The sequence below is a fragment of the Prochlorococcus marinus str. MIT 9401 genome, from assembly GCF_000760095.1.
Taxonomy (GTDB): Bacteria; Cyanobacteriota; Cyanobacteriia; order PCC-6307; family Cyanobiaceae; genus Prochlorococcus_A; species Prochlorococcus_A marinus_I.
The window spans coordinates 21,862-42,512 of sequence record NZ_JNAR01000013.1 but is presented as its reverse complement, the minus strand read 5'-3'; the positions used below and the strand labels follow the sequence as shown (position 1 = coordinate 42,512).

24 protein-coding genes are annotated in these 20,651 nt (G+C 32.5%); 10 read left to right on the top strand and 14 right to left on the bottom strand.

What is annotated here, in order from left to right:
- Positions 1 to 9 precede the first annotated feature (9 nt).
- Positions 10 to 663: a riboflavin synthase gene (locus EV01_RS04280; RefSeq protein WP_032517570.1), complete on the top strand. Its 654-nt coding sequence runs from the start codon at positions 10 to 12 to the stop codon at positions 661 to 663.
- A gap of 10 nt (positions 664 to 673) precedes the next feature.
- Here EV01_RS04280 and EV01_RS04285 read toward each other — a convergent pair whose 3' ends face one another.
- From EV01_RS04285 to coxB, 4 genes are all read right to left on the bottom strand, one after another.
- Positions 674 to 1,027: an AbrB family transcriptional regulator gene (locus EV01_RS04285; RefSeq protein ID WP_032517573.1), complete on the bottom strand. Its 354-nt coding sequence runs from the start codon at positions 1,025 to 1,027 to the stop codon at positions 674 to 676.
- Positions 1,028 to 1,124: 97 nt separating this feature from the next.
- Entirely contained in the window at positions 1,125 to 1,727 is a 603-nt protein-coding gene (locus EV01_RS04290) for a cytochrome c oxidase subunit 3 (protein WP_032517575.1), read from the bottom strand.
- A gap of 6 nt (positions 1,728 to 1,733) precedes the next feature.
- The gene (gene ctaD / locus EV01_RS04295; protein ID WP_032517577.1) at positions 1,734 to 3,359 is read right to left on the bottom strand and encodes a cytochrome c oxidase subunit I; all 1,626 of its coding nucleotides are present in this window, start codon (positions 3,357 to 3,359) and stop codon (positions 1,734 to 1,736) included.
- Positions 3,356 to 4,159 carry a cytochrome c oxidase subunit II gene (coxB, locus tag EV01_RS04300; protein ID WP_032517579.1) on the bottom strand — a complete coding sequence of 268 codons (804 nt, stop codon included), beginning with the start codon at positions 4,157 to 4,159 and terminating at the stop codon, positions 3,356 to 3,358. The genes ctaD and coxB overlap by 4 nt, the downstream gene beginning before the upstream one ends.
- 265 nt (positions 4,160 to 4,424) lie before the next feature.
- Between coxB and EV01_RS04305 the strand changes: the two genes are divergently transcribed.
- The 5 genes from EV01_RS04305 to EV01_RS04325 are packed head-to-tail and all read left to right on the top strand — an operon-like array spanning position 4,425 to position 8,717.
- Positions 4,425 to 5,351 carry a COX15/CtaA family protein gene (locus EV01_RS04305; RefSeq protein ID WP_032517622.1) on the top strand — a complete coding sequence of 309 codons (927 nt, stop codon included), beginning with the start codon at positions 4,425 to 4,427 and terminating at the stop codon, positions 5,349 to 5,351.
- Entirely contained in the window at positions 5,348 to 6,349 is a 1,002-nt protein-coding gene (locus tag EV01_RS04310) for a heme o synthase (protein ID WP_032517580.1), read from the top strand. Before EV01_RS04305 ends, EV01_RS04310 begins: the two co-directional genes overlap by 4 nt.
- A 39-nt stretch (positions 6,350 to 6,388) precedes the next feature.
- The gene (locus tag EV01_RS04315) at positions 6,389 to 7,405 is read left to right on the top strand and encodes an ABC transporter ATP-binding protein (RefSeq protein ID WP_032517581.1); all 1,017 of its coding nucleotides are present in this window, start codon (positions 6,389 to 6,391) and stop codon (positions 7,403 to 7,405) included.
- A gap of 48 nt (positions 7,406 to 7,453) precedes the next feature.
- Positions 7,454 to 8,278, top strand: coding sequence for an ABC transporter permease (locus EV01_RS04320; protein ID WP_032517582.1), 825 nt, complete (start codon positions 7,454 to 7,456; stop codon positions 8,276 to 8,278).
- 7 nt (positions 8,279 to 8,285) lie between these two features.
- Entirely contained in the window at positions 8,286 to 8,717 is a 432-nt protein-coding gene (locus EV01_RS04325) for a hypothetical protein (protein WP_032517583.1), read from the top strand.
- A 3-nt stretch (positions 8,718 to 8,720) separates the two neighbouring features.
- On the opposite strand, the gene groL is transcribed toward EV01_RS04325, so the two are convergent.
- Positions 8,721 to 10,466, bottom strand: a complete 1,746-nt coding sequence (gene groL / locus EV01_RS04330) for a chaperonin GroEL (RefSeq protein ID WP_032518603.1) — start codon at positions 10,464 to 10,466, stop codon at positions 8,721 to 8,723.
- Between the two features lie 131 nt (positions 10,467 to 10,597).
- Between groL and EV01_RS04335 the strand changes: the two genes are divergently transcribed.
- Positions 10,598 to 10,777: a hypothetical protein gene (locus EV01_RS04335; RefSeq protein WP_011862475.1), complete on the top strand. Its 180-nt coding sequence runs from the start codon at positions 10,598 to 10,600 to the stop codon at positions 10,775 to 10,777.
- Here the strand turns inward: EV01_RS04335 and fabG are convergent, their stop codons facing one another.
- Positions 10,778 to 11,527 carry a 3-oxoacyl-[acyl-carrier-protein] reductase gene (fabG, locus tag EV01_RS04340; RefSeq protein ID WP_032517584.1) on the bottom strand — a complete coding sequence of 250 codons (750 nt, stop codon included), beginning with the start codon at positions 11,525 to 11,527 and terminating at the stop codon, positions 10,778 to 10,780. It lies immediately after the preceding gene.
- A gap of 92 nt (positions 11,528 to 11,619) precedes the next feature.
- Here fabG and ispD point away from each other — a divergent pair, with 92 nt between their 5' ends.
- Complete coding sequence (gene ispD, locus EV01_RS04345; protein WP_032517585.1) at positions 11,620 to 12,291, top strand: 2-C-methyl-D-erythritol 4-phosphate cytidylyltransferase; 672 nt, start codon at positions 11,620 to 11,622, stop codon at positions 12,289 to 12,291.
- On the opposite strand, the gene EV01_RS04350 is transcribed toward ispD, so the two are convergent.
- On the bottom strand, positions 12,292 to 13,161 hold the full coding sequence (locus EV01_RS04350; RefSeq protein ID WP_032517586.1) for an LD-carboxypeptidase: 870 nt from the start codon (positions 13,159 to 13,161) through the stop codon (positions 12,292 to 12,294).
- A 9-nt stretch (positions 13,162 to 13,170) separates the two neighbouring features.
- Positions 13,171 to 14,079 carry a 4-hydroxybenzoate polyprenyltransferase gene (locus tag EV01_RS04355; RefSeq protein ID WP_032517587.1) on the bottom strand — a complete coding sequence of 303 codons (909 nt, stop codon included), beginning with the start codon at positions 14,077 to 14,079 and terminating at the stop codon, positions 13,171 to 13,173.
- 104 nt (positions 14,080 to 14,183) lie between these two features.
- Here EV01_RS04355 and EV01_RS04360 point away from each other — a divergent pair, with 104 nt between their 5' ends.
- Complete coding sequence (locus tag EV01_RS04360) at positions 14,184 to 15,779, top strand: Ppx/GppA phosphatase family protein (RefSeq protein WP_032517588.1); 1,596 nt, start codon at positions 14,184 to 14,186, stop codon at positions 15,777 to 15,779.
- Here the strand turns inward: EV01_RS04360 and EV01_RS04365 are convergent.
- The 5 genes from EV01_RS04365 to petC are packed head-to-tail and all read right to left on the bottom strand — an operon-like array spanning position 15,772 to position 19,468.
- A complete protein-coding gene (locus EV01_RS04365; protein WP_032517589.1) occupies positions 15,772 to 16,266 on the bottom strand; it encodes a helix-turn-helix domain-containing protein in 495 nt (164 codons plus the stop codon). The two genes, EV01_RS04360 and EV01_RS04365, sit on opposite strands and share 8 nt — an antisense overlap.
- A 55-nt stretch (positions 16,267 to 16,321) precedes the next feature.
- Positions 16,322 to 17,077, bottom strand: coding sequence for a precorrin-4 C(11)-methyltransferase (cobM, locus tag EV01_RS04370; RefSeq protein ID WP_032517623.1), 756 nt, complete (start codon positions 17,075 to 17,077; stop codon positions 16,322 to 16,324).
- Positions 17,070 to 17,963: a prolipoprotein diacylglyceryl transferase gene (gene lgt / locus EV01_RS04375; RefSeq protein WP_032517590.1), complete on the bottom strand. Its 894-nt coding sequence runs from the start codon at positions 17,961 to 17,963 to the stop codon at positions 17,070 to 17,072. The genes cobM and lgt overlap by 8 nt, the downstream gene beginning before the upstream one ends.
- A gap of 10 nt (positions 17,964 to 17,973) precedes the next feature.
- Positions 17,974 to 18,906, bottom strand: a complete 933-nt coding sequence (gene petA, locus EV01_RS04380; protein ID WP_413680950.1) for a cytochrome f — start codon at positions 18,904 to 18,906, stop codon at positions 17,974 to 17,976.
- A gap of 25 nt (positions 18,907 to 18,931) precedes the next feature.
- Positions 18,932 to 19,468 (bottom strand): cytochrome b6-f complex iron-sulfur subunit, encoded by a 537-nt coding sequence (petC, locus tag EV01_RS04385; RefSeq protein WP_032517591.1) that lies wholly within the window; start codon positions 19,466 to 19,468, stop codon positions 18,932 to 18,934.
- Positions 19,469 to 19,591: 123 nt separating this feature from the next.
- Here petC and EV01_RS04390 point away from each other — a divergent pair, with 123 nt between their 5' ends.
- Entirely contained in the window at positions 19,592 to 19,909 is a 318-nt protein-coding gene (locus EV01_RS04390; protein ID WP_025890486.1) for a DUF3067 family protein, read from the top strand.
- Here EV01_RS04390 and tatC read toward each other — a convergent pair.
- Positions 19,878 to 20,636 (bottom strand): twin-arginine translocase subunit TatC, encoded by a 759-nt coding sequence (gene tatC, locus EV01_RS04395; RefSeq protein ID WP_032517592.1) that lies wholly within the window; start codon positions 20,634 to 20,636, stop codon positions 19,878 to 19,880. The genes EV01_RS04390 and tatC overlap by 32 nt on opposite strands.
- Positions 20,637 to 20,651 lie beyond the last annotated feature (15 nt).

Here is a 20,651-nt window from a genome sequence, read left to right as displayed (position 1 = left end):
CTTAAATCTATGTTCACAGGAATAATTCAATCAATTGGAAAATTAAAAAAAGGAAAAAATATTTTAGAAATTGAAATTCTAGATAACTTATTTGATATGACAATCGGTGACAGTATTGCTGTAGATGGAATTTGTTTGACAGTTAAAGAGATTTTTCAAAATAAATTTACTGTTGATGTTAGTGAGGAAACATTAAACAAAACAACTTTGGGAGTAAAGTCAAACCTGAATCAGATTGTTAATTTGGAGCCCGCTCTTAGGGTGTCTGACCGTCTAGGAGGACATATTGTCAGTGGACATGTTGATGGCCTTGGAATTGTTGAGAGTATAGAAAAATTAGATAAATCCTGGCTTTTATCTATAAAGTGGAAAAATAATAATTTTTCGAAATATGTAGTTAATAAAGGTAGTATTTGTGTAAATGGTATAAGTCTTACAATTGCAAAATATAAGCAGGAAGGAGAAATATTTACTATTGCGATAATTCCTCATACTTGGCATAACACAAATCTGAATAAATTAAATATCGGTGACAGCGTAAACCTGGAGGCAGATGCACTAATTAAATATGTAGAGAAATTACTTTTATTTAATAAAAATAGTAATCAAGATTTATCTTCAAATAATATTTCTTCCGAGTGGCTTAAAGAAAACGGTTGGTAAAATTTATTTTTTAATTTAATGGAATCAGACAAATTGTTTTTGACTCTTTTTTAAGATCGATTTTAAATTCCTGACCAGGCTCTAGACCTAATTTTTTTGTGTAGGCATGACCAATTAATAGGTTCCCATTCCCATGAACTTTAGTCTTGAATTCTGTCTGTCTGCCTCTTGAAGTTCTATTACCATTTTTCCCCAAACGACCCTTTCCTATTTTGTAACCCTTAGCTTCGATAAGCGCCCTATAAAAACTTTTTCTCAAGATTCTGCCTCCAGGACCTACATAACCACAACCTTTTGCTATCTCATCTTCAGATTTTTTACTTAATAATTTTGCTTTTTCAAGAAGTTCTTTTCCTTCTAGCATTATCTGACAAATTTCTAATTATATATTCTTACTAAAAAGGAGAACTGTGGCAATATAAATTAATAAAAAATATATTTAATATTTTTAAATTTAGTTTTTATAAAAGATATAAAATAATAAATAAAATAACCCAAATTCCATCTACAAAATGCCAGTACAATTCAACAGCTTCCAATGGGAACATATTTTGACTATTTAATCTTCCTCCATTGATTCTCGATTGCCAAGCAATAATTAAGATCATCAAAGTGCCTAAAGTGACATGTAATCCATGAAAACCAGTAAGAGCATAAAAAGTACTTGCAAATAAATTATCGGTTAATCCAAAAGGCAAATGAAAATATTCAAATAATTGACATGTTAAAAATATAATTCCGAGAAAAGCAGTAAAAAATAACCATTTTTGGGAATCAGAGTTTTTATCTTTTAAAAGTGCTTTGCCTGCTTTATGGAAAGTCGCACTACTAACTAGTAACAAAATTGTATTGAGTGTAGGTATTGGTAGTTCTAATTCATAAATAGCACCATCCGGTAATGGATTTACTGCTTTATAAGTTAAATAAGCAGCAAAGAATCCAGCAAAAGTCATTCCGTCCGCAATTAGGAAGGTTATAAGACCAAACATTCTGAAGTCTTCATGTGTTTCATTAACTTCAGAATTATTTTTTTGAATTTCTTTTGAGCTATCTAGTGTTGTCATATGTTTTTATTTTTGTTCAGAAAGTTTTTTACCATATCCATAAGGTTCTTCAACTAGTGGAGCTTCTCCTTCCCAATTTTCAACTGGAGGTGGAGAAGATGTTAACCATTCAGGTGTAAGAGCATTCCAAGGATTATCTCCAGCCTTTTTACCATTTCTCACACTTAGGAATACGTTAATTAAGAAAGGAATTGTACTTATAGCCATCAAAAGAGCTCCAAGGCTACTAATTTGATTAACGAACTGGAATTGAGGATCATATTCTGCAACTCTTCTGGGCATTCCATTTAAACCAAGCCAATGTTGAGGAGCAAAGCACAAGTTAAATCCAATAAAAGTAATAATAAAGTGAAAAATTCCTAATTTTTCATTGAGCATTTTCCCAGTTACTTTGGGGAACCAATGATAAATTGAAGAGAAAATAATAAAAACAGTTCCACCATAAACTATGTAATGAAAATGGGCTACAACGAAATAGGTATCATGCACGTGAATATCGAAAGGTACCTGTGCCAAAGCAACTCCTGTAATACCTCCAAAAACAAAATTTATAATAAATCCGCAAGAGAATAACATTGCACTATTGATGGAAATTTTACCTCCCCATAATGTTGCAACCCAATTGAAAAATTTTATACCCGTCGGAACAGCAATAAATGCTGTGGCGATAGTAAAAAATAATCTCATCCAAGGAGGTGTTCCACTCGTAAACATGTGATGCGCCCAAACAACTAAACCTAAAACTACTATCCCCATTATTGAAAAAACCATTGTTGTATATCCAAAAAGTGGTTTTCTAGCATGTACGGGAAGTATTTCACTAACTAAACCAAAGGCAGGAAGGACCATAATGTATACAGCTGGATGAGAATAAAACCAAAATAAATGCTGATAAACTACTACATTGCCACCTAAAACAGGATTAAAAAAACCTGTATTAGCGATGATATCGAAGCTAAGTAGAATTAAAGTGCCTGCTAAAACAGGAGTTGACAAAACAACTAATAGACTTGTCCCTAGCATTGCCCAACAATACATTGGCAATTGCATAAGTTTTAATCCTGGCCTTCTTAATTTGATAATGGTCGCGATAAAGTTTATTCCACCAAATATAGAACTGCCTCCAAGTAATAGAACGCTCAGAATCCAAATAATTTGTCCTGATTGAGGAGTCGTTATGCTCAAAGGAGGATAAGCCGTCCATCCAGCCTGAGCAGCACCCTCAACAAAATAGCTTGCCACCAGCATCAAACCTGAAGGAGGAATTAACCAAAAAGCTACAGCATTCAATCTTGGGAATGCCATATCTCTAGCACCTACATAAAATGGAATTAAATAATTTCCAAAAGCACCATTAACTACAGGCACTATCCATAGGAAAATCATTATTGTTCCATGTAGGGTTAAAACTTGGTTATATACATCTCTCGGCATAAAGTCAGACATCGGACTAGCTAGTTCAATTCTTATAGCGCTAGCTAAGGTTCCTCCAATTAAATAGAAAAGAAAACCGCAGACTAAGTATTGAATCCCAATAACTTTATGATCAAGGCTAAAACTAAAGTATCTAAGCCAGCCTTTAGGTTGAAGACTTTCATTATTAGTTTTTTGTGGATCAATTGATATTGTCATAAATTTACCTCTTGTTTTTTATTTTTGTTAAACCATTCGTTGTAATCAGATTCTTCTTCAACAATTATGGAGGCTCTCATTCCTCCATGATATGGACCACATAATTCTGCGCAAATTATCGGATATTTTCCTACTTTTGTTGGAGTGAAATTTAGAATAGTCGGCTGTCCAGGAATAATATCCTGTTTAATTCTGAATTCTGGTACCCAAAAAGCATGAATCACATCTTTGGATTCCATTTTCATTGATACTTTTTGATCAACAGGAACGTGTAGTTCTCCTGATATGAAATTGCCCTTGGGATAATTGAATAGAAATGCAAATTGCATAGCTGAAACTTCAATTGATAAATTATTTATTGATATTTCATTATCAGAGGTTTGACTTATCCCAGCCCAAATTTTTTCAGTATTAGAACTCATCATTTCGTGGTTATGATTTAGTTCTTTCATCCCTCCCATTCGATCGTAGATGTTGTAGCTGTATAAACCTATTAATAAAACAATTATTGAAGGGATAATTGTCCATACAATTTCTAAGCTTAAATTTCCCTCTAAAGCTATGCCATCGCCTATCTGATCATTTCTTTTTCTAAACTTAAATAAGCTATATATAACAGCTATTGTCATTCCTATAAAAATGATTAATCCAATGATGAAAAGAATTTTAAAGAGTTCATCGTAAATTGGTGCATTAATACTTGCTTCAGCTGGGAGCAAATTTACATTAAAACCAATCCAAAAAGATATAGCAAAAACTAGGGAAATAATTAGTATTAAATAAAAGTTTTTATTTAACAATTGATCTCTAAAAAAATTTGTATTTATATCCTCAAGATATTCAATTTTTTTAATCCTGCATCCTTTATTAAAAGAAAAACATTTAAATTCACAACTTCTTAAGATTTATGAAATAAAAGCCGTATTATTAATAACTTTTTAGAGTTAATTGTCAGGGAAAAAAGATTAAATTAGTAAATTATTTTTTAAATTAAACATATTAATTTTTAATTAATGTTTGGTTTTTAAATCTAATTTATTATGCAAAATAATAGGTTTTATCCATTTGATTAATAACCAATTATATAAATCAAAATATCTGACAATTTTTAAGAGGTTGGGAAGTCACAGTGTACTCGCACTTATTACACTAATCGTGATTGGAGGCGCTACTAGAGTCATGGAGGCTGGACTTGCCTGTCCAGATTGGCCATTATGTTATGGATCTTTTTTGCCTTTTAATCATATGAACCTAAGAGTATTTCTAGAGTGGTTTCATCGTCTGGATGCTTTTCTGGTAGGAATATTAATTCTTTTTAAATTTGCCCTTTCAATTATTTGGAAAAATGAAATTCCAAATTGGTTACCTAAAACTTATTCACTATTACTTTTTCTAGTTATTGTCCAAGGATCTTTTGGAGCTTTAACAGTAATAAACTTGCTTGATTCATATACTGTTACTGGCCATCTTTTAATAGCTTTTCTACTTCTCATCACAACAATTTCAATAAATCAAAATTTAGAAAATGACGATATAGAAGAGCCATTAATTTGGTGGAGATTTTTATTGTTTTTTCCTCTTTTACTTACTCTTATTCAATCTTTTATTGGAGTAAGGCTTTCATCAACCTGGTCAGCACATATTTGTTTATCTTTTAATAAACAATGTCTAATTCTAAATACTCATAAATTATTTGCTTTTCCAATTGCTTTTTCAATTCTATTGATTATTGCTACTGCAATTTATAAGAGAAGTTTGCTAAATGAAAATTGGAAATATCTCTCAGCACTTATTTTTCTATTGTTTTCCCAAATTGCTTTGGGTGTTTTAAGTCTTAAAACAAATTTGAATGAACCTATTTTTATTATCGGTCATCAACTTAACGCCTCTTTATTTATTGCGATATTAACAACATTAATTTTTAGAAATCCTTTTACCAAAAAAGGTCTAAACCACTCCCTAAATTCTCAAATGGTTGGTATCAATTCATGAACAGTAGTAACTTAGAAAACTTGAACTATAAGTCTTCAATTAGAGATGAAGTTGTACCTTCAAGAAAAAAGATAACTTTGCCGCCTTGGCTTGAAGTAGCAAAACCTAGATTAATCCCACTTTTACTGGCAACAACTTTGGGAGGAATGGCTTTAACTGAAGAATGGCCTTTGTCGTCACCGAAACTTATCTGTACTTTAGGAGGTGGAGCTTTGGCGGCAGCAGCAGCAGGAGCTCTTAATTGTTTGTGGGAAATGGAATTAGATAAGAGGATGACAAGAACTAGCAAAAGAGCCTTGCCAGCTGGAAAGTTGTCATCTAAGACTGTATTTTTAGCTGCCGTATCATGTACTTTGGCAGCTTCGATGCTTTTAGTAAGTGGTGTAAATTATTTGGCTGCGGGATTAACTCTTCTTGGTTTATTTAGCTACGTAATTTTATATACAGTTATTTTGAAACCTCGCACAACAAAAAATATTGTCTTCGGAGGAGTTGCTGGTGCTATCCCACCTTTAGTTGGAGCTTCAGCTGCTACAGGGCATGTAGGTCTTAGTGGGTGGTGGTTGTTTGGTTTAGTAATGTTATGGACCCCAGCTCATTTCTGGGCACTTGCAATTTTGTTGAAGGATGATTACGCATCTGTTGGTATTCCTATGCTCCCTTCTGTTAAAGGATCTGTTTTTACTGCTAAAGCGATTTCTCGTTATGGATGGGCCACAATTTTAATGAGTACTATGGGAGTTTTTGCCTTACCTGAAGGGGGGCTCTTATACGGAATTATGTTATTACCATTTAATGGAAGACTTTTGCAATTAATAAATGAATTAATGAAATCTCCCGATGATCTTTCAAGAGCAAAGTCTCTCTTTAGATGGTCTATTCTCTATATGTTTGGTATTTGTCTTTTGTTATTAATTTCCAGAACCCAACTATCTGTAGAATTTGAGCAGCAATCTATGCAAATATTTTTATCTATATTATCCCTGCTTAGTAATTAAATTAGATGTAAAATGTTTTTTAAGTAAATTGTAAGTTTGATGGATTATATAAAAGTAAAAGGGCTTTCAAAATCTTATTCAGATATCAAGGCATTAAAAAATTTATCGATAGAAATTGAAGCTGGCACATTATTCGGAATACTAGGCCCAAATGGTGCTGGCAAATCAACACTAATAAAAATCCTTGCTACTTTAATAGAGCCTGATAGTGGAGAAGTTTTTATAAATAATATTAATCTGATAAAAAATTCAAGGAAAATTAGAGAATTAATTGGTTATGTTGCCCAAGATATTGCACTTGATAAAATATTAACTGGACGAGAGCTTTTGGATTTTCAATCAGATTTATATCACATTAACAAAAATAAAAAATTTGAAAGGATAAATAAATTAATAGATCAATTAAAAATGAATGATTGGATTGATCGTAAGTGCGGAACTTATTCAGGGGGAATGAAAAGAAGAATAGATCTGGCAGCTGGACTTTTACATTTGCCCCAAGTATTAATTTTGGATGAACCTACAGTTGGTTTAGATATCGAAAGTAGAAATATTATATGGCAACTTTTGAAAGATTTGAGAAATAATGGAATGACCATTATTTTAAGTAGTCACTATCTTGATGAAATAGATAAATTGGCAGACAGATTAGTGATAATTGATGATGGAAGAGTTATAGCAAAAGGGACTCCTTCAGAGCTGAAAAATAAATTAGGAGGGGATAGAGTAACTTTGAAAGTAAGAGAATTTAGTAATCAGGAAGAAGCAAATAATATATCTAAAATTTTATCTTCAATAGATGGAATTAGTCAGATTATCATAAATGAAGCTCAAGGTTTCTCGTTAAATTTCGTAGCAGATAAGCAAAAAGATTTACTTACGAAACTAAAAGTGGAATTGGCTTTCTCAAAGTTTGAAATTTTTTCTCTTACCCAAAGTCAGCCAAGCTTGGATGATGTATATCTTCAGGCAACTGGAAAAACATTATTGGATGCTGAAATTTCTATGGCAGGGAAAAGAGACCTAAAAAAAGAATCAAAGCAATCCATGCGATAAAAAAACTTTTAGTTAACTAACTATAATGAATACTAATTACTGCTAATTATGGAACTGCAACAGTATAATTTACTCTTTTTATATCAAGAAACATTTGCCTTAACAAAGAGATTATTTATTCAATTAAAAAGAAGGCCATCAACTCTTTTAGCAGGAATACTACAACCAATAATTTGGCTTTTTTTATTTGGGGCATTATTCTCCAAAGCTCCTGAAGGTTTTTTACCAGGAGTTGATTCTTATGGGAATTTTTTGGGAGCAGGACTTATTGTTTTTACTGCTTTTAGCGGAGCCTTAAACTCTGGTCTCCCTTTAATGTTTGATAGAGAGTTTGGATTTCTTAATAGATTACTTGTGGCTCCTTTAACCAGTAGATTATCCATAGTTTTATCTTCTTTTTTTTACATAACAATCTTGAGCTTTGTTCAGAGTATTGTAATAATGATTGTTTCATACATTTTGGGTTATGGATGGCCCAACTTATATGGTTTAGGAATTGTATTTACAACACTAATTTTATTAGTTCTTTTTGTGACATCAATAAGTTTATGTTTAGCGTTTGTTTTGCCGGGACATATTGAATTAATCGCTCTTATATTCGTAATAAATTTACCTCTTCTATTTGCGAGTACTGCTTTAGCGCCAATCTCTTTTATGCCAAATTGGTTGGGATGGTTAGCTTCATTAAATCCATTAACTTTTGCTATTGAACCTATTAGGACTGCCTATACACAAACTATGGATTTAGAATTAGTGGCTTTACATGCCCCATATGGTGATTTAACTTGTAAGAGTTGTATCTCAATTTTATTTTCTTTAACAGTTTTTTCCTTGATTATTATAAGGCCTCTGTTAAATAGAAAGTTAAATTAGAAATTTTATGCTTTTAAAAAATCATTTAATAGAAGTTTTTAAACAAGCCTCTTTAGAAAATAATTTCTTGCTTAAAGAAAATGTTGTTCTTAAGTGGGTCCATAGATTTGGGATTGATTCATTAAATGATTTATTAATCCATAGTTCACTACAAAAAGAAAATCAGCTTGAAGAAGAAAATCAAGAACATATATCCCTAATTGATGAAGTACATGAAGAAAATCAAGAACAAATTAAGCTTGAATTATCAAAAACTTTTAAAAATATTGAAGAAACAAGATTGGAATCAAATGGCTTAGAAACTGCTAGCAGCAATGAAATATCTAGTAAAAATCAAAATTCTAATAAAATAAATCAATTTACTGAAACCCCAAAATTACCCCTACCTTATATTAAAAATTTAAGAAAGTGGATTAATAACGATAAAAAAGCTAGTTAGCTTTTACATCATACCCGGCATTCCCATGCCACCCATTCCTGGCATTCCCATGCCACCCATTCCTGGCATTCCCATGCCTCCCATTCCTGGCATTCCCATGCCACCCATTCCTGGCATTCCCATGCCTCCCATTCCTCCCATTGGATCTCCGCCTGGTCCTCCAGGGGCTGCGGCTTCAGGTTCTGGGATGTCCGCCATCGCAACTTCTGTTGTGAGGAGCATAGCCGCAATAGATACTGAATCTTGAAGAGCCAATCTTATTACTTTGGTTGGATCTAATATTCCTGAATCTTTTAAATCCTCATATTTTCCTGAATTAGCATTAAAGCCTTTGTTAAGTCTTTTAATTTCAGCGACAATTACATCTCCATTAAAACCAGCATTTTTTGCTATTTGTTTGGTGGGTTCCAAAAGGGCTTCTTTGACTATATTTATCCCTGTTCTTAAATCATCTGAAGATGTTTCACTTAAATTTAGAAGGTCATCTGATATTTCAATTAAAGTTTGTCCTCCTCCAGAAACAACACCCTCTTCAATAGCAGCTTTCGTAGCATTAAGGGAATCTTCGATTCTCAACTTTTTATACTTCATCTCTGTTTCTGTAGCAGCTCCTACTTTGATAAGAGCTACTCCTCCAGCTAGTTTGGCTATCCTTTCATTAATTTTATCCTGATCATACTCAGATTCAGTTATATTGACTTCCCTCTTTAATTTCTCTACTCGCGCTTTAACTAAATCTTTAGTGTCTTCGAAGGCAACAATTGTAGTTTTATCTTTTGTGATAGTTATTTTTTTTGCTTTGCCTAAATCATTAATCGATACTTTATCAAGTGTCATCGATTTATCTTCGCTAATTAACTTAGCCCCTGTAAGAATTGCAATATCTTCAAGGGCAGCTTTTCTTCTCTCACCAAATAACGGAGCTCTCACTGAAGCTACATTTAAAACCCCACTATTCTTATTCAAAACCAGAGTGGTTAAAGCCTCTCCTTCAATATCTTCAGCAAGAATTAGAAAAGGTGAGCCTGCCTTTTGAATTTCTTCAAGTATTGGAACTAGATCAACTAAAGTTGAGATTTTTTGATCAGTTATTAATATTTTAGGGTTTTCAAGTTCACAAACTTGTCTTTCTTGATCTGTCACGAAATATGGAGAACTATAACCTCTATCAAAAGACATTCCTTCAGTTATATCTAATTCTGTTTCTAGTGATTGAGATTCTTCAACAGTTATTACACCATCTGAAGTAACAATATCCATTGCTTTCGAAATTATAGATCCAATTTCTTCATCACCTCCAGCACTAACTGTTGCAACTTTTTGGATGTCAGAACCACTTAATGAAATACTTTTGGAACTTAATTTTTCTAAGACAAAAGCTAGGCCTGCCTCCATACCTTTTTTTAACTCCATAGGGTTGGCGCCAGAAGCAATATTTTTCAATCCCTCCTGAACCATCTTCTGAGTCAAAATGGTTGCTGTTGTTGTTCCATCACCTGCGCTCTCTTTTGTCTTGGATGCAACTTGTTCTATTAATTTCGCACCTAAATTAGAAATAGGGTTTTCAATCTCGATCTCTTTAGCAACTGTAGATCCATCTCTTACTATGTCTGGGGAACCAAATTTCTTTTCTATGACAACGTTTTTTGCTTTTGGCCCAATAGTAACCTTTACTGCATTAGCTACGAAATTTACACCTTTTTCTAACGCTTCTCTTGATTCATTAGAAAAACTTAACTGTTTAGCCATGATTATTTGATCTTTATACTTATTCTAATCTCCCATAGAATCATTTTTAAGGGATATTTAATTAAGTGGGGAAAGCCGAATTTCTTTTAATGAGACATACAAATTAACTAAAATGAGAGTATCTTTAGATTATGGAAGAAACAAATAATCTTATTTTTACTCTTACTGCAATCCTCGCGATTGCTATGACACTAATATACTTTCCTTTAAGATTTTTCTTGACATTAACTGCTAGGAGTCGAAGACTAAAACTTTTACAAAAAATTAGAAGACTAAGAGATGAATTGGGCCAGCCTTATGAAAGTACATAATTAAATACTCATACCCCCGTCAATACTGATTGTTTGGCCTGTAATATACCTGCCTGCCTCACTTGAAACTAAGAATGATACTAAGTTTGCAATTTGAGTACAACTTCCTAATTTCCCTAGAGGAATAACTTTAAGAATCTCTTCAGTATTAAGTTTTTCAGTCATCTCTGTTTCTATGAAGCCTGGTGCTATCGAATTTACGTTTATACCTCTTGAAGCAAATTCTTTAGCGCAAGTTTTGGTAAATCCAATAACTCCAGCTTTGGCGGCAGAATAATTTGCTTGCCCAGGATTTCCAATTATTCCAACAACAGATGAAATATTTACGATGTTACCACTTCTTTTTTTCATCATAAATTTTGAAGCATATTTTGTACAAAGAAAAACGCCTTTTAAGTTTGTATTTAGTACGTCATCCCATTGTTCTGATTTCATTCTCATCAATAGTCCATCTCTTGTAATACCAGCATTGTTAATGAGGATATCGATGGTGCCATTGATTTTGATTATTTGTTCAAAAGCTAAACTGACAGAATCCTCTTTTGAAACGTCAAATTTTAATTTATGAGCTTTACCTCCCGAATTTTTTATTGAATTTACAACTTCTTCAGCCTTTTCATCAGAAGAAGAGTAATTAATAAAAACTTCTGCTCCTAAGCGGCTTAGTTCTAAAGCAATTTCTTTACCAATTCCTCTGCTTGCTCCAGTGATTAAAGCAACTTTGCCTGATAATGAATCTGTATTGGACATTATGAAATTTTATAATTTTCAATCGTAGTACTATTTGTGTAAAGATATTGCTTTTATTTATAATTGTCTAGAAAATATTAAGACCTTCTATTGTGCACTTTTTAATACCAGCTGCAGGAAGCGGTAGCAGAATGAAAGCTGGAAAAAATAAATTACTTATTGATTTAGAGGGAGAGTCTTTGATTTATTGGACACTTAAATCTGTATTTTCTGCAAGCTCAACAAATTGGGTTGGAATAATTGGGCAACCGAAAGATAAAAATTTATTATTAAATTCAGCAAAGGATTTTGCCCATAAAGTTCATTGGATTAATGGTGGTAACACCAGACAACAGTCAGTTTTTAATGGTTTAAAAGCTTTGCCAAAAGATGCTGAAAAAGTTTTGATTCATGATGGTGCTAGATGTCTAATTAATCCTGAATTGATAGACCGTTGTGCAAAGCAATTAGATGAAAATGAAGCTGTAATTTTGGCTACTAAGGTAACTGACACAATAAAGATTGTTGATAATGAAGGTTTTATTAAAAAAACACCAGATAGAAATTATTTATGGGCAGCGCAAACCCCTCAAGGCTTTTTAGTAGATAGATTAAAAAAAGCTCATAAGATGGCAATTGATAAAAACTGGAATGTCACAGATGATGCCTCACTTTTCGAAATGCTCAATTGGAAAGTGAAGATTATTGAAGGAACTTATTCCAATATAAAAATTACATCCCCTATAGATTTGAAAATAGCAAAACTTTTTGTGAAGAACCCTTAGTTAAAAAGGTTTATCGATACTAAGAATGCCATCATCACCATTTAGGGTTGCTTCGTATCCTAAAGGAATGCAAGCATTTCCCGATATGTGGCCTATTGGGAGTTCAAAAAGAATAGGAAAATCAAACTCTTTGAGTCTTTCAATAATGCAGTTTTTTAGTGAATCTTTCCATTCAAAGTCGCAGGAATCATGAGAAAAACTTCCGAATCCAATACCAGCAATTTCAGAAAGTGTTTTAGTCATTCTGAGGTAAGTCAACATGCGATCAATTTTATAAATATCTTCATTAATATCTTCAAAAATTATTATTTTTCCTTTGCAATTTGGAAAGTGATTAGTACCAATTAAAAAAGTAGCAATAGTTAAGTTAGAAACGATAATTTCTCCTTTTGCTTTTCCAGCTTTTAAAGGAATTCCTCTTATGTCCTCAACATATCCCTCAAAAAGTAAATTTCTTAATCTCTCAAGACTCCACTCTGGCTCTTTGAAAAGGCCAGTAACCATTGGGCCATGAATAGAACCTGTAAATCCTTGAGAATATTTAGATAGTAATAAAGAACATGTATCTGAGAATCCAAGCATTAAACCATGCTGCCAAGAAGGTTCTTTTTCTAGAAGTCTTGCTGAACCCCAGCCTCCTTTTGCAAAAATGATTAGCTTACTATTCTGTGCTTTTTCAAGTTCTTCAAATCTAGTTAGATCATCCCCTGCAAAATAACCAAATTTTTTTGATAGAGAATTATTTTCATTAATTTCCAAGCCCCAGTTTTTCAAGATTTCTATGCCTTTTTGAAAATTTTCGTCTCCATCAATAAAGGAGCCTGGAGCTAAAATATCTATTAGATCGCCTTTTTTTAATCTAAAAACCATATTTAGAATTTATGAGGCAATAATAATTCCTAATAAAAGTAATCCTCCATAAATTGATTGATTTTTGAAGTGATTCCCTATATTTTTTATTGATTGCTTTTCCTCAGGAAATACTTTTATTATATCTTTCTGCATTAAGATTGACGTTATAAGCCAAATTGGCCAAAAAGTAAAATCCATTTGATTAATAAATCCACATAATGCGAGAAAAATAGAAGTTAAAAGATAACAAATTTGAATAGTTATTCTTGTATTTTTCTGGAGGTTGATAGCGGAACTATTTATTCCAATTTTGATATCATATTTTTTATCTGCTAAAGCATAAATCGTGTCAAATCCAAAAGTCCAAAAAATGGTAGCTAGCCAGCAAAACAATAAAACAATACTATTTAAATTGCCTTCATTTGCAGCCCAGGGAATTAATACAGCAAAACCCCAGCATATGGATAAAATTAATTGAGGATATTTAAACCATCTTTTAGCAGAAGGATAAATTAAAATAATAGGTAAAGCTAAAAAAGCAAGCGAAATAGAAAGGATTCTTCCAGGTTGAGGTAGTGACAAAGTTAAAAAGAAGCTACATAAAATCAAAATGAAAAGAATTGAATAAGCTGTTTTAAGACCGATTTTATTTGCAGCTAGAGGTCTATTTTTTGTCCTAGAAACTCTTTGATCAATTTTTTTGTCCCAAATATCATTAACCACGCAGCCTAATCCACTTACTAGTAGTCCTCCCAGAATTATTTTTAGCAACATTAAAAATGTTGGATTAGCATCTGGAGTTAAATATAAACTCCATCCAGCAGGGATAAGTAAGATCATTCTTCCAGTCGGCTTATTCCACCTTAATAATTCAAAAAAAGTACTAATCCTAAATTGTCGATCTTTATTTTGCATATAACCTATTGTATATTTCATAACTTTAAATAATCTTACTAGGATTAAATGATTTCTATTATTTAATAATCAATCTTGGGTATATTTATTAATGGATTAAAGATATCTGCATCTTATAAAAAGAAATGATACAGAAACAAGATTTAAGATATTCTCAAGAAAAGCAAATTTTAGTAGCTTCTATAGATATTGGAACTAACTCTACACATCTATTGGTAGCAGAAATTAATCTAGAATTAAAATCATTTTCAATAAAATTCACTGATAAATCTACCACTCGTCTTGGAGAAAGAGATGAGGAGGGAAATCTTACTGAAGAATCAATCCAAAGAGCATTAGTTACTCTAAAGCGATTTAAGGAATATTGTAAAAGTAATGGAGTAAAACAAATAGTAACAGCAGCAACAAGTGCAGTTAGGGAAGCTCCAAACGGTCAAGATTTTATTAGAAGAGTTCTTGATGAAACTGGTATTCAAATAGAAATGATAAGTGGTTCTGAGGAAGCCAGATTAATTTACCTTGGTGTTCTTTCTGGTATGTCTTTTGAAGATCAGTCTTTTGTAATCATAGATATTGGAGGAGGGTCTACAGAGTTAATACTTGCAGATAAAAAAGATGCTATAGCTCTTACCAGTTCGAGAATTGGTGCGGTAAGACTTAAAAATGATTTTTTAAATGAAGGATCTATAACTTCAGAAAGATCGAGTTTCTTAACAACTTTTATTAAAGGATCTTTAGAACCATCTGTTCGAAAAATAAAGATTAGATCTAAGGTAAATAAGCCTTTATCTATGATTGCAACCAGTGGCACTGCAACCTCATTAGGAAATTTGATTTCAGATGATTTGGGAGAATCTAAACAAAAGTTACATGGTTATAAATTTAAAAGGGAAAATTTACAAAATGTATTGGAAAAACTAGTTAAATTGCCAGTTTCGGAAATTAAGAAAATACCTTCATTAAGTGAGAGAAGAGCAGAAATAATTATTCCAGGAGCATTGATATTAAACACCGCAATGGAAATGTTGAACTTTAATGAATTAATAATAAGTGAGCGAGCGCTTCGAGAGGGTTTGGTTGTGGATTGGATGCTTCGTAAAGGGATAATTAAAAATGAGTTGAATATTCAAGGCAATATTAGAAAAACAACTATAGTTCATCAGGCCAGAAAGTTTGGAGTAGATAATACAAGAGCTGAGAAAGTTATTGATATTGCCTTTCAAATCTATGATCAGACTAAAAATATCTTTCATAGCGATAATGACCCTAAAGCTAAAGAACTTCTTTGGGCAGCTTCTAATCTTTATAATTGTGGGAAATATGTGAATGTTGGTTCATATCACAAACACTCTTGGTACTTAATAAAAAATTGTGAGTTGTTGGGATATTCTGAAGCAGAAACAAATATTATTGCTTCAATTGCTAGGTACCATAGAAAGACTTTACCCAAGAAAAGACATGACTCTTGGCAAAATTTAATATCCAAAGAAGATAAAACATTAGTTCTTGAAATGTCATTAATCCTTAGACTAGCTGCAGCTCTTGATCAAAGACCTGACAAGGTGATCTCCTCAGTTCAAATAAAATTGGAGGAAAATAATCTTACATTTCAACTTTTACCTTTAGATAGTAACCATGATCTTCTTCTTGAAAAATGGAACCTAGGATTATGCCGTAATGTAATAAAAGAACTTAAGAATTTGGAATTAAAAGTTATTTAGTTTTCTTTAAAAGTTCTTGTTTTGGAGTTTGATTCTGAGAGGGATCTGAAAATAAATTGAAAATTAAGGACGAGGCAATTAATCCGAGAAAGCCTGAAATTAAAATAAATATTAGGAATCCTAGTGGATTAAAATTATTAGATTGCCTAGATTTATAATTTTTTTTGGAAACTTCTTCAACTATTTCTTCAATTTTTACTTCTTTCCTCTCTGTCTTGAGTTCATCCATTAAAAATTCTGTATCAAGTTTTAGCTTCTGTGAAATCCGTCTAATCATTGCTTTGATAAATACTTTCTCAGGTAGTTTTTCTTCATTACCTTCCTCTATGGCTTCAAGTTGATGAGCTCCAATTTTTAAATCACAAGCCAATTCTTCAATTGATTGATTTTTACTTAACCTAGCCTCTTTAATGAAATTTCCTATTTTCTTTAAAGAGGAATCTTCTCCTTTATTGTTGATTCCCGAAACAGATTTTATTTCTTTCAAAGTAAATAAATTTTTACTAATTATAGTAATTAATATTTTTCTATCAACTTTAAGATTATTTATTCCTAAAGAGATGCTTATAAGATGGATTATAAAGATTAGATTTTTTTTGAGAAATACTTATTGCTGGGCTAATTATGTAAATGGTTGTTCTAATTAGTTTTTTCTCAATAGAAAATTTTTCCATATCTTTTAATTCTATTAATGATGTCCAACCATCATCCCAAGACACTCTAAATCCAACAATCACTTTAGTCTCTGGAGGGTAAAACTCTAGTAAAGTTTCTTGAGACCTTTTCACATGCCTAGCACTTAGATATAGACATATAGAGGAATTGTGTTTCGCAAGATCTTTCAGAGATTCTTTCTCCGGCATCCCTGTTCGCCCTCCTGCTCTAGTTAAAATTATAGTTTGGGTTACGTCAGGGATTGTTAACTCAGCTTCATGATATGCTGCAGCCACTTGAAAAGCACTTACTCCAGGAACAACCTCGATTTCAATTTTTTCGTTTTTTAAAATTTCGATTTGCTCTCTAATGGCTCCAAAAAGGCAAGGGTCTCCATCATGCAACCTTACAACAGTTTTCCCTGCCTGAAATTTTTCTATCATAATTGAGGTGATTTGCTCTAAGTTGAGTGAACTCGTTTTTATTTTTTCAGAACTTTCTTTAGCAGAATCTAAAATCTTTTCAGGAATTAGAGAATCAGTCCAAATAATGACATCTGCAATTTTTATCTTTTTTAATGCTTTTAAAGTTAATAATTCTGGATCGCCTGGACCAACACCAATGAAGGATATTTTGTTATCCATTCTTTCTGCTTTTCCCAATATATGTTCTTAATCTTAAAAAAAATATTCCAATTAATCCAGAAGAAAATAGAAAAATACTTATAAATTGAGCTATTCTTATACCGCCATCACAGAAAGGTGGAAGTCCGCCAATGCATAATGGGTCAGTTCTTAAACCTTCAATCCAGAATCTTCCAAAGCTATAACCTATTAAATAGATACAGCTAATAAAGCCAGGCCTGAAAAAAGCTGTTTTATTTTGTTTATTAAAGGTAATAATAAGGACGATGAAAATTAAAAGATTCCACAATGACTCATAGAGAAATGTAGGATGAAAAAATTCATAATTAATAAATTCTAAAGGCCTATTTTGGATGGGTATAAATAATTTCCAAGGTAAATTAGTAGGAACTCCAAAGGCTTCATTATTGAAAAAATTTCCCCATCTTCCTATGGATTGTCCAAGAATAATTGAGGGTATTAATATATCTATAAAAGTTTTTAAATTAATTTTTTTCGACTTACAGAAATAGATAATAGATATTAATGCTCCAATTAAACCTCCATGGATTGCTATGCCTCCTTCCCAAACTGCAAGAAATGAAGGTATCTGAATGATGTTATTGAATAGTTGAAAAGAAGTAAAAAAGTTCTCTCCGCTATATTGCCTCCACTCAAAAATTACGTAATAAGCTCTAGCTCCAATTATTGAAGAGATTATTAATGATGGAAGTATTTCACTAATATACTCTGGGTTAATATTTCTTGCCTTTGCTAGTTTTTTAGAGATAAATAGGCCTATTAAAACTGAAAACGAAATAAGAAGTCCGTACCATCTAATATTTATAAATCCTAAATTTAAAAAAGTTTCTCCTGGAGATTGTATAAAAGCTTGAAGTATGAGCATTTAGAGAAAGTTAGATACCCTCTGCTGCTTGCACTTTTTCTACTTGTTTTTTCTTTAATACTAAAAGTATTTGTGTTAAGCCTACACCAATGAAGAATGCAATCAATCCAATAACTCTATAAGGGCTCTGAAGTACAACCTCAGCATCTAATTGTCCAAATCCACCAACGTTGGGATCATTAGTAAGAGGGTCACCTACATTAATTTTGTCTTGCGCTTTTACGATAAGTTGAGGACCAACAGGCACTGCTTCAGTAGTTATTTCACCATTATCGTTTTCTATATTGACTTGATAACTACCATCTTCAATTGTTTCTATTGAATTTATAGTTCCTGCGGTGGAAGAAGTGAATACTACATTATTGCTCTTGTCTCCAGTTGGGTATACCTGACCTCTCCCTCTATTGCCTCCAATATGTAACGAGTATTTTCCATAGTGATATTCTTTATTAGTGGATGGGTCAGGGGAAAGTACAGGGAAAACGATTTCTTTATTGGTATCACCAGGTAAAGGTCCGACAATAATGATGTTATCTTTCTCTTCACTGTAATTAGTGAAATAAACCCCTTCTGTCTCCTCTTTTATTTCTTCGGTCCATCTTTCTTGAGGAGCAAGTTTAAAGCCATCAGGCAGCATTACAACAGCACCAACTTGTAATGGGACTTCCGAACCATCAGCCCCTATTTCTTTTAAGTCATTTTTGTAGGGTATTTTGACTACAGCTTTGAAAACACTGTCTGCTCCAACAGATTGTGGAACCTCTGCAATTGTAGGCATCTGAGCTAGATGACAATTTGCACAAACTATCTTACCCGTGGCTTCTCTTGGGGATTCGTAGTTTTGCTGAGCCCAAAATGGATAAGCAAAACTGGTCTTTGGATAAAATACAATGCTTGAAATGAAAAGCAGAGTACAGATAAATAAACTTGTTTTTTTCATGATTTGATTTTTAAGACCTTTCATTTTTTTATGCCCACCATGGATTTTCATTAGTTCTAAAGTCTGTTTCTGACCATTGTTTGACGAGTACAGCATCATTTTCAATGTCGACATGAGCTAGAGCTAAAGATAAAGGTGCAGGCCCTCTTACTACCTTCCCGTTAGTATCGTACTGACTGCCATGACAAGGACATATGAATTTATTAGCTCCACTATCCCATGGGACAACGCAACCTAAATGAGTACAAATTGCATTTAAACCAAATTCTCCTATTTCCCCACCCTCATTAACTATTAAATAAGTTGGATCTCCCTTTAGCCCCTGCACTAGACTTCTGTCTCCTGCTTGGTGGGAAGCTAACCAACCTGTCTTAGTTATTGGATTCCCTAATTCATCTTTAGCAGAAGTCCCACCTCCACCGCCGCCTGCCCTTAAAGGCATGAAATAATTCGCTACAGGGTAAAGGGCTCCTAAAGCTACACCAGTTGCAGTACCAAATGTAAGAAGATTCATAAATTGCCTTCGACCCATTGAAGGGACATCATTGGAACTTAATTGAGTCATTCGCTACTTGGTTCTGTTATTTATTAGTTATTATGGAGCAAATTGTTCAATTTCTGTTGCAAATAGATAGGACTTTTAATAATTTAAAGTAAAAGTTTAGGAAGTCTTAATTAATCGAGTTAAATGAACCCATTGCTAGTAGATGAAGTTATACATTATTTGATTCATCGCTGGGGGAAAAAATATGATTTTAGACTCTTTAGAAGAGGAAAATTTGTTTATTTTCAAATGATGTGGGGATTTCTTGGACAGGAATCATTCCCTTTAAGTGAAGATGAATATAAAAAATCGATAGCTGATAAAATCGAGATTTTAAATAGATGTGGATATTCAGAAGAAGTAAGGGAATGGCTTAAGAAAGTCAATGCGAAGCCAAGGTTAGGTAGAGCTGTTAGCTTGCAATTAGATCTTAATGAGAAGATGAAAGAGTTTTTGACTTAAGATTTTCTGATAAGTAAGTTAATCCAGTACCCACAAAAAATAAAAACACAATCGATATAGATAGCAATGACATAGTCAATGGGTCAGTTGAAGGGGTAATCACTGCAGATAATATTGCAGAGGAAATTACGACTATCTTCCAATTCGAAATCATTTTTTCTGTTGTGATTATTCCAAGAGAACCAAGAATAAATTGTAATACTGGCAATTGAAAAGCTATTGCAGTACTAGACATTAATAAGAGAACAAAATCAAAATATCTTTCTATAGACCAAGTTGGTTCAACAATATCAGCACCGAAACTAATGAAGAAATTTATTGCTGCAGGGACTAATATCCACCATGAAAAAATTAATCCTAAAAAAAACAGAAGACCCGAACCAAAAACTGCAGGTAAGATAAGGCTTTTTTCTTGTTTTGTTAAACCAGGAGAAATGAATAATATTATTTGATAAAAAATATAGGGCATAGAAACTATTAATCCGCTGTAACCTGCAACTTTAATAGCGACAAATAAAAACTCTCCTGGAGCAAGTTGTAGTAAATGAATATCACCAGCTGGAATTTCTAAAAAAGATATTAATGGCTTTATGATGAGAAAACTAAAGAATATTGAAATAAGTATTGAGTAAATTGAGTTTAGTATCCTTTGACGAAGCTCCTCTAAATGATCACTAAAAGTCATCGAATCTGATAATTTATTTTTCCCTTGACCTGTAGCTCTCATTATTATTTGATAAAA

What these genes read in the sequence shown, in the direction of transcription:
- fabG (WP_032517584.1), bottom strand. Translation starts at nt 11,527, where the DNA reads ATGTCCAATACAGATTCATTATCAGGCAAAGTTGCTTTAATCACTGGA.
- lgt (WP_032517590.1), bottom strand. Translation starts at nt 17,963, where the DNA reads ATGCTCATACTTCAAGCTTTTATACAATCTCCAGGAGAAACTTTTTTA.
- EV01_RS04355 (WP_032517587.1), bottom strand. Translation starts at nt 14,079, where the DNA reads ATGAAATATACAATAGGTTATATGCAAAATAAAGATCGACAATTTAGG.
- ctaD (WP_032517577.1), bottom strand. Translation starts at nt 3,359, where the DNA reads ATGACAATATCAATTGATCCACAAAAAACTAATAATGAAAGTCTTCAA.
- EV01_RS04335 (WP_011862475.1), top strand. Translation starts at nt 10,598, where the DNA reads ATGGAAGAAACAAATAATCTTATTTTTACTCTTACTGCAATCCTCGCG.
- EV01_RS04360 (WP_032517588.1), top strand. Translation starts at nt 14,184, where the DNA reads ATGATACAGAAACAAGATTTAAGATATTCTCAAGAAAAGCAAATTTTA.
- EV01_RS04315 (WP_032517581.1), top strand. Translation starts at nt 6,389, where the DNA reads ATGGATTATATAAAAGTAAAAGGGCTTTCAAAATCTTATTCAGATATC.
- groL (WP_032518603.1), bottom strand. Translation starts at nt 10,466, where the DNA reads ATGGCTAAACAGTTAAGTTTTTCTAATGAATCAAGAGAAGCGTTAGAA.
- EV01_RS04290 (WP_032517575.1), bottom strand. Translation starts at nt 1,727, where the DNA reads ATGACAACACTAGATAGCTCAAAAGAAATTCAAAAAAATAATTCTGAA.
- EV01_RS04325 (WP_032517583.1), top strand. Translation starts at nt 8,286, where the DNA reads ATGCTTTTAAAAAATCATTTAATAGAAGTTTTTAAACAAGCCTCTTTA.
- EV01_RS04320 (WP_032517582.1), top strand. Translation starts at nt 7,454, where the DNA reads ATGGAACTGCAACAGTATAATTTACTCTTTTTATATCAAGAAACATTT.
- EV01_RS04280 (WP_032517570.1), top strand. Translation starts at nt 10, where the DNA reads ATGTTCACAGGAATAATTCAATCAATTGGAAAATTAAAAAAAGGAAAA.
- EV01_RS04350 (WP_032517586.1), bottom strand. Translation starts at nt 13,161, where the DNA reads ATGGTTTTTAGATTAAAAAAAGGCGATCTAATAGATATTTTAGCTCCA.
- EV01_RS04390 (WP_025890486.1), top strand. Translation starts at nt 19,592, where the DNA reads ATGAACCCATTGCTAGTAGATGAAGTTATACATTATTTGATTCATCGC.
- petC (WP_032517591.1), bottom strand. Translation starts at nt 19,468, where the DNA reads ATGACTCAATTAAGTTCCAATGATGTCCCTTCAATGGGTCGAAGGCAA.
- EV01_RS04285 (WP_032517573.1), bottom strand. Translation starts at nt 1,027, where the DNA reads ATGCTAGAAGGAAAAGAACTTCTTGAAAAAGCAAAATTATTAAGTAAA.
- EV01_RS04310 (WP_032517580.1), top strand. Translation starts at nt 5,348, where the DNA reads ATGAACAGTAGTAACTTAGAAAACTTGAACTATAAGTCTTCAATTAGA.
- cobM (WP_032517623.1), bottom strand. Translation starts at nt 17,077, where the DNA reads ATGGATAACAAAATATCCTTCATTGGTGTTGGTCCAGGCGATCCAGAA.
- tatC (WP_032517592.1), bottom strand. Translation starts at nt 20,636, where the DNA reads ATGAGAGCTACAGGTCAAGGGAAAAATAAATTATCAGATTCGATGACT.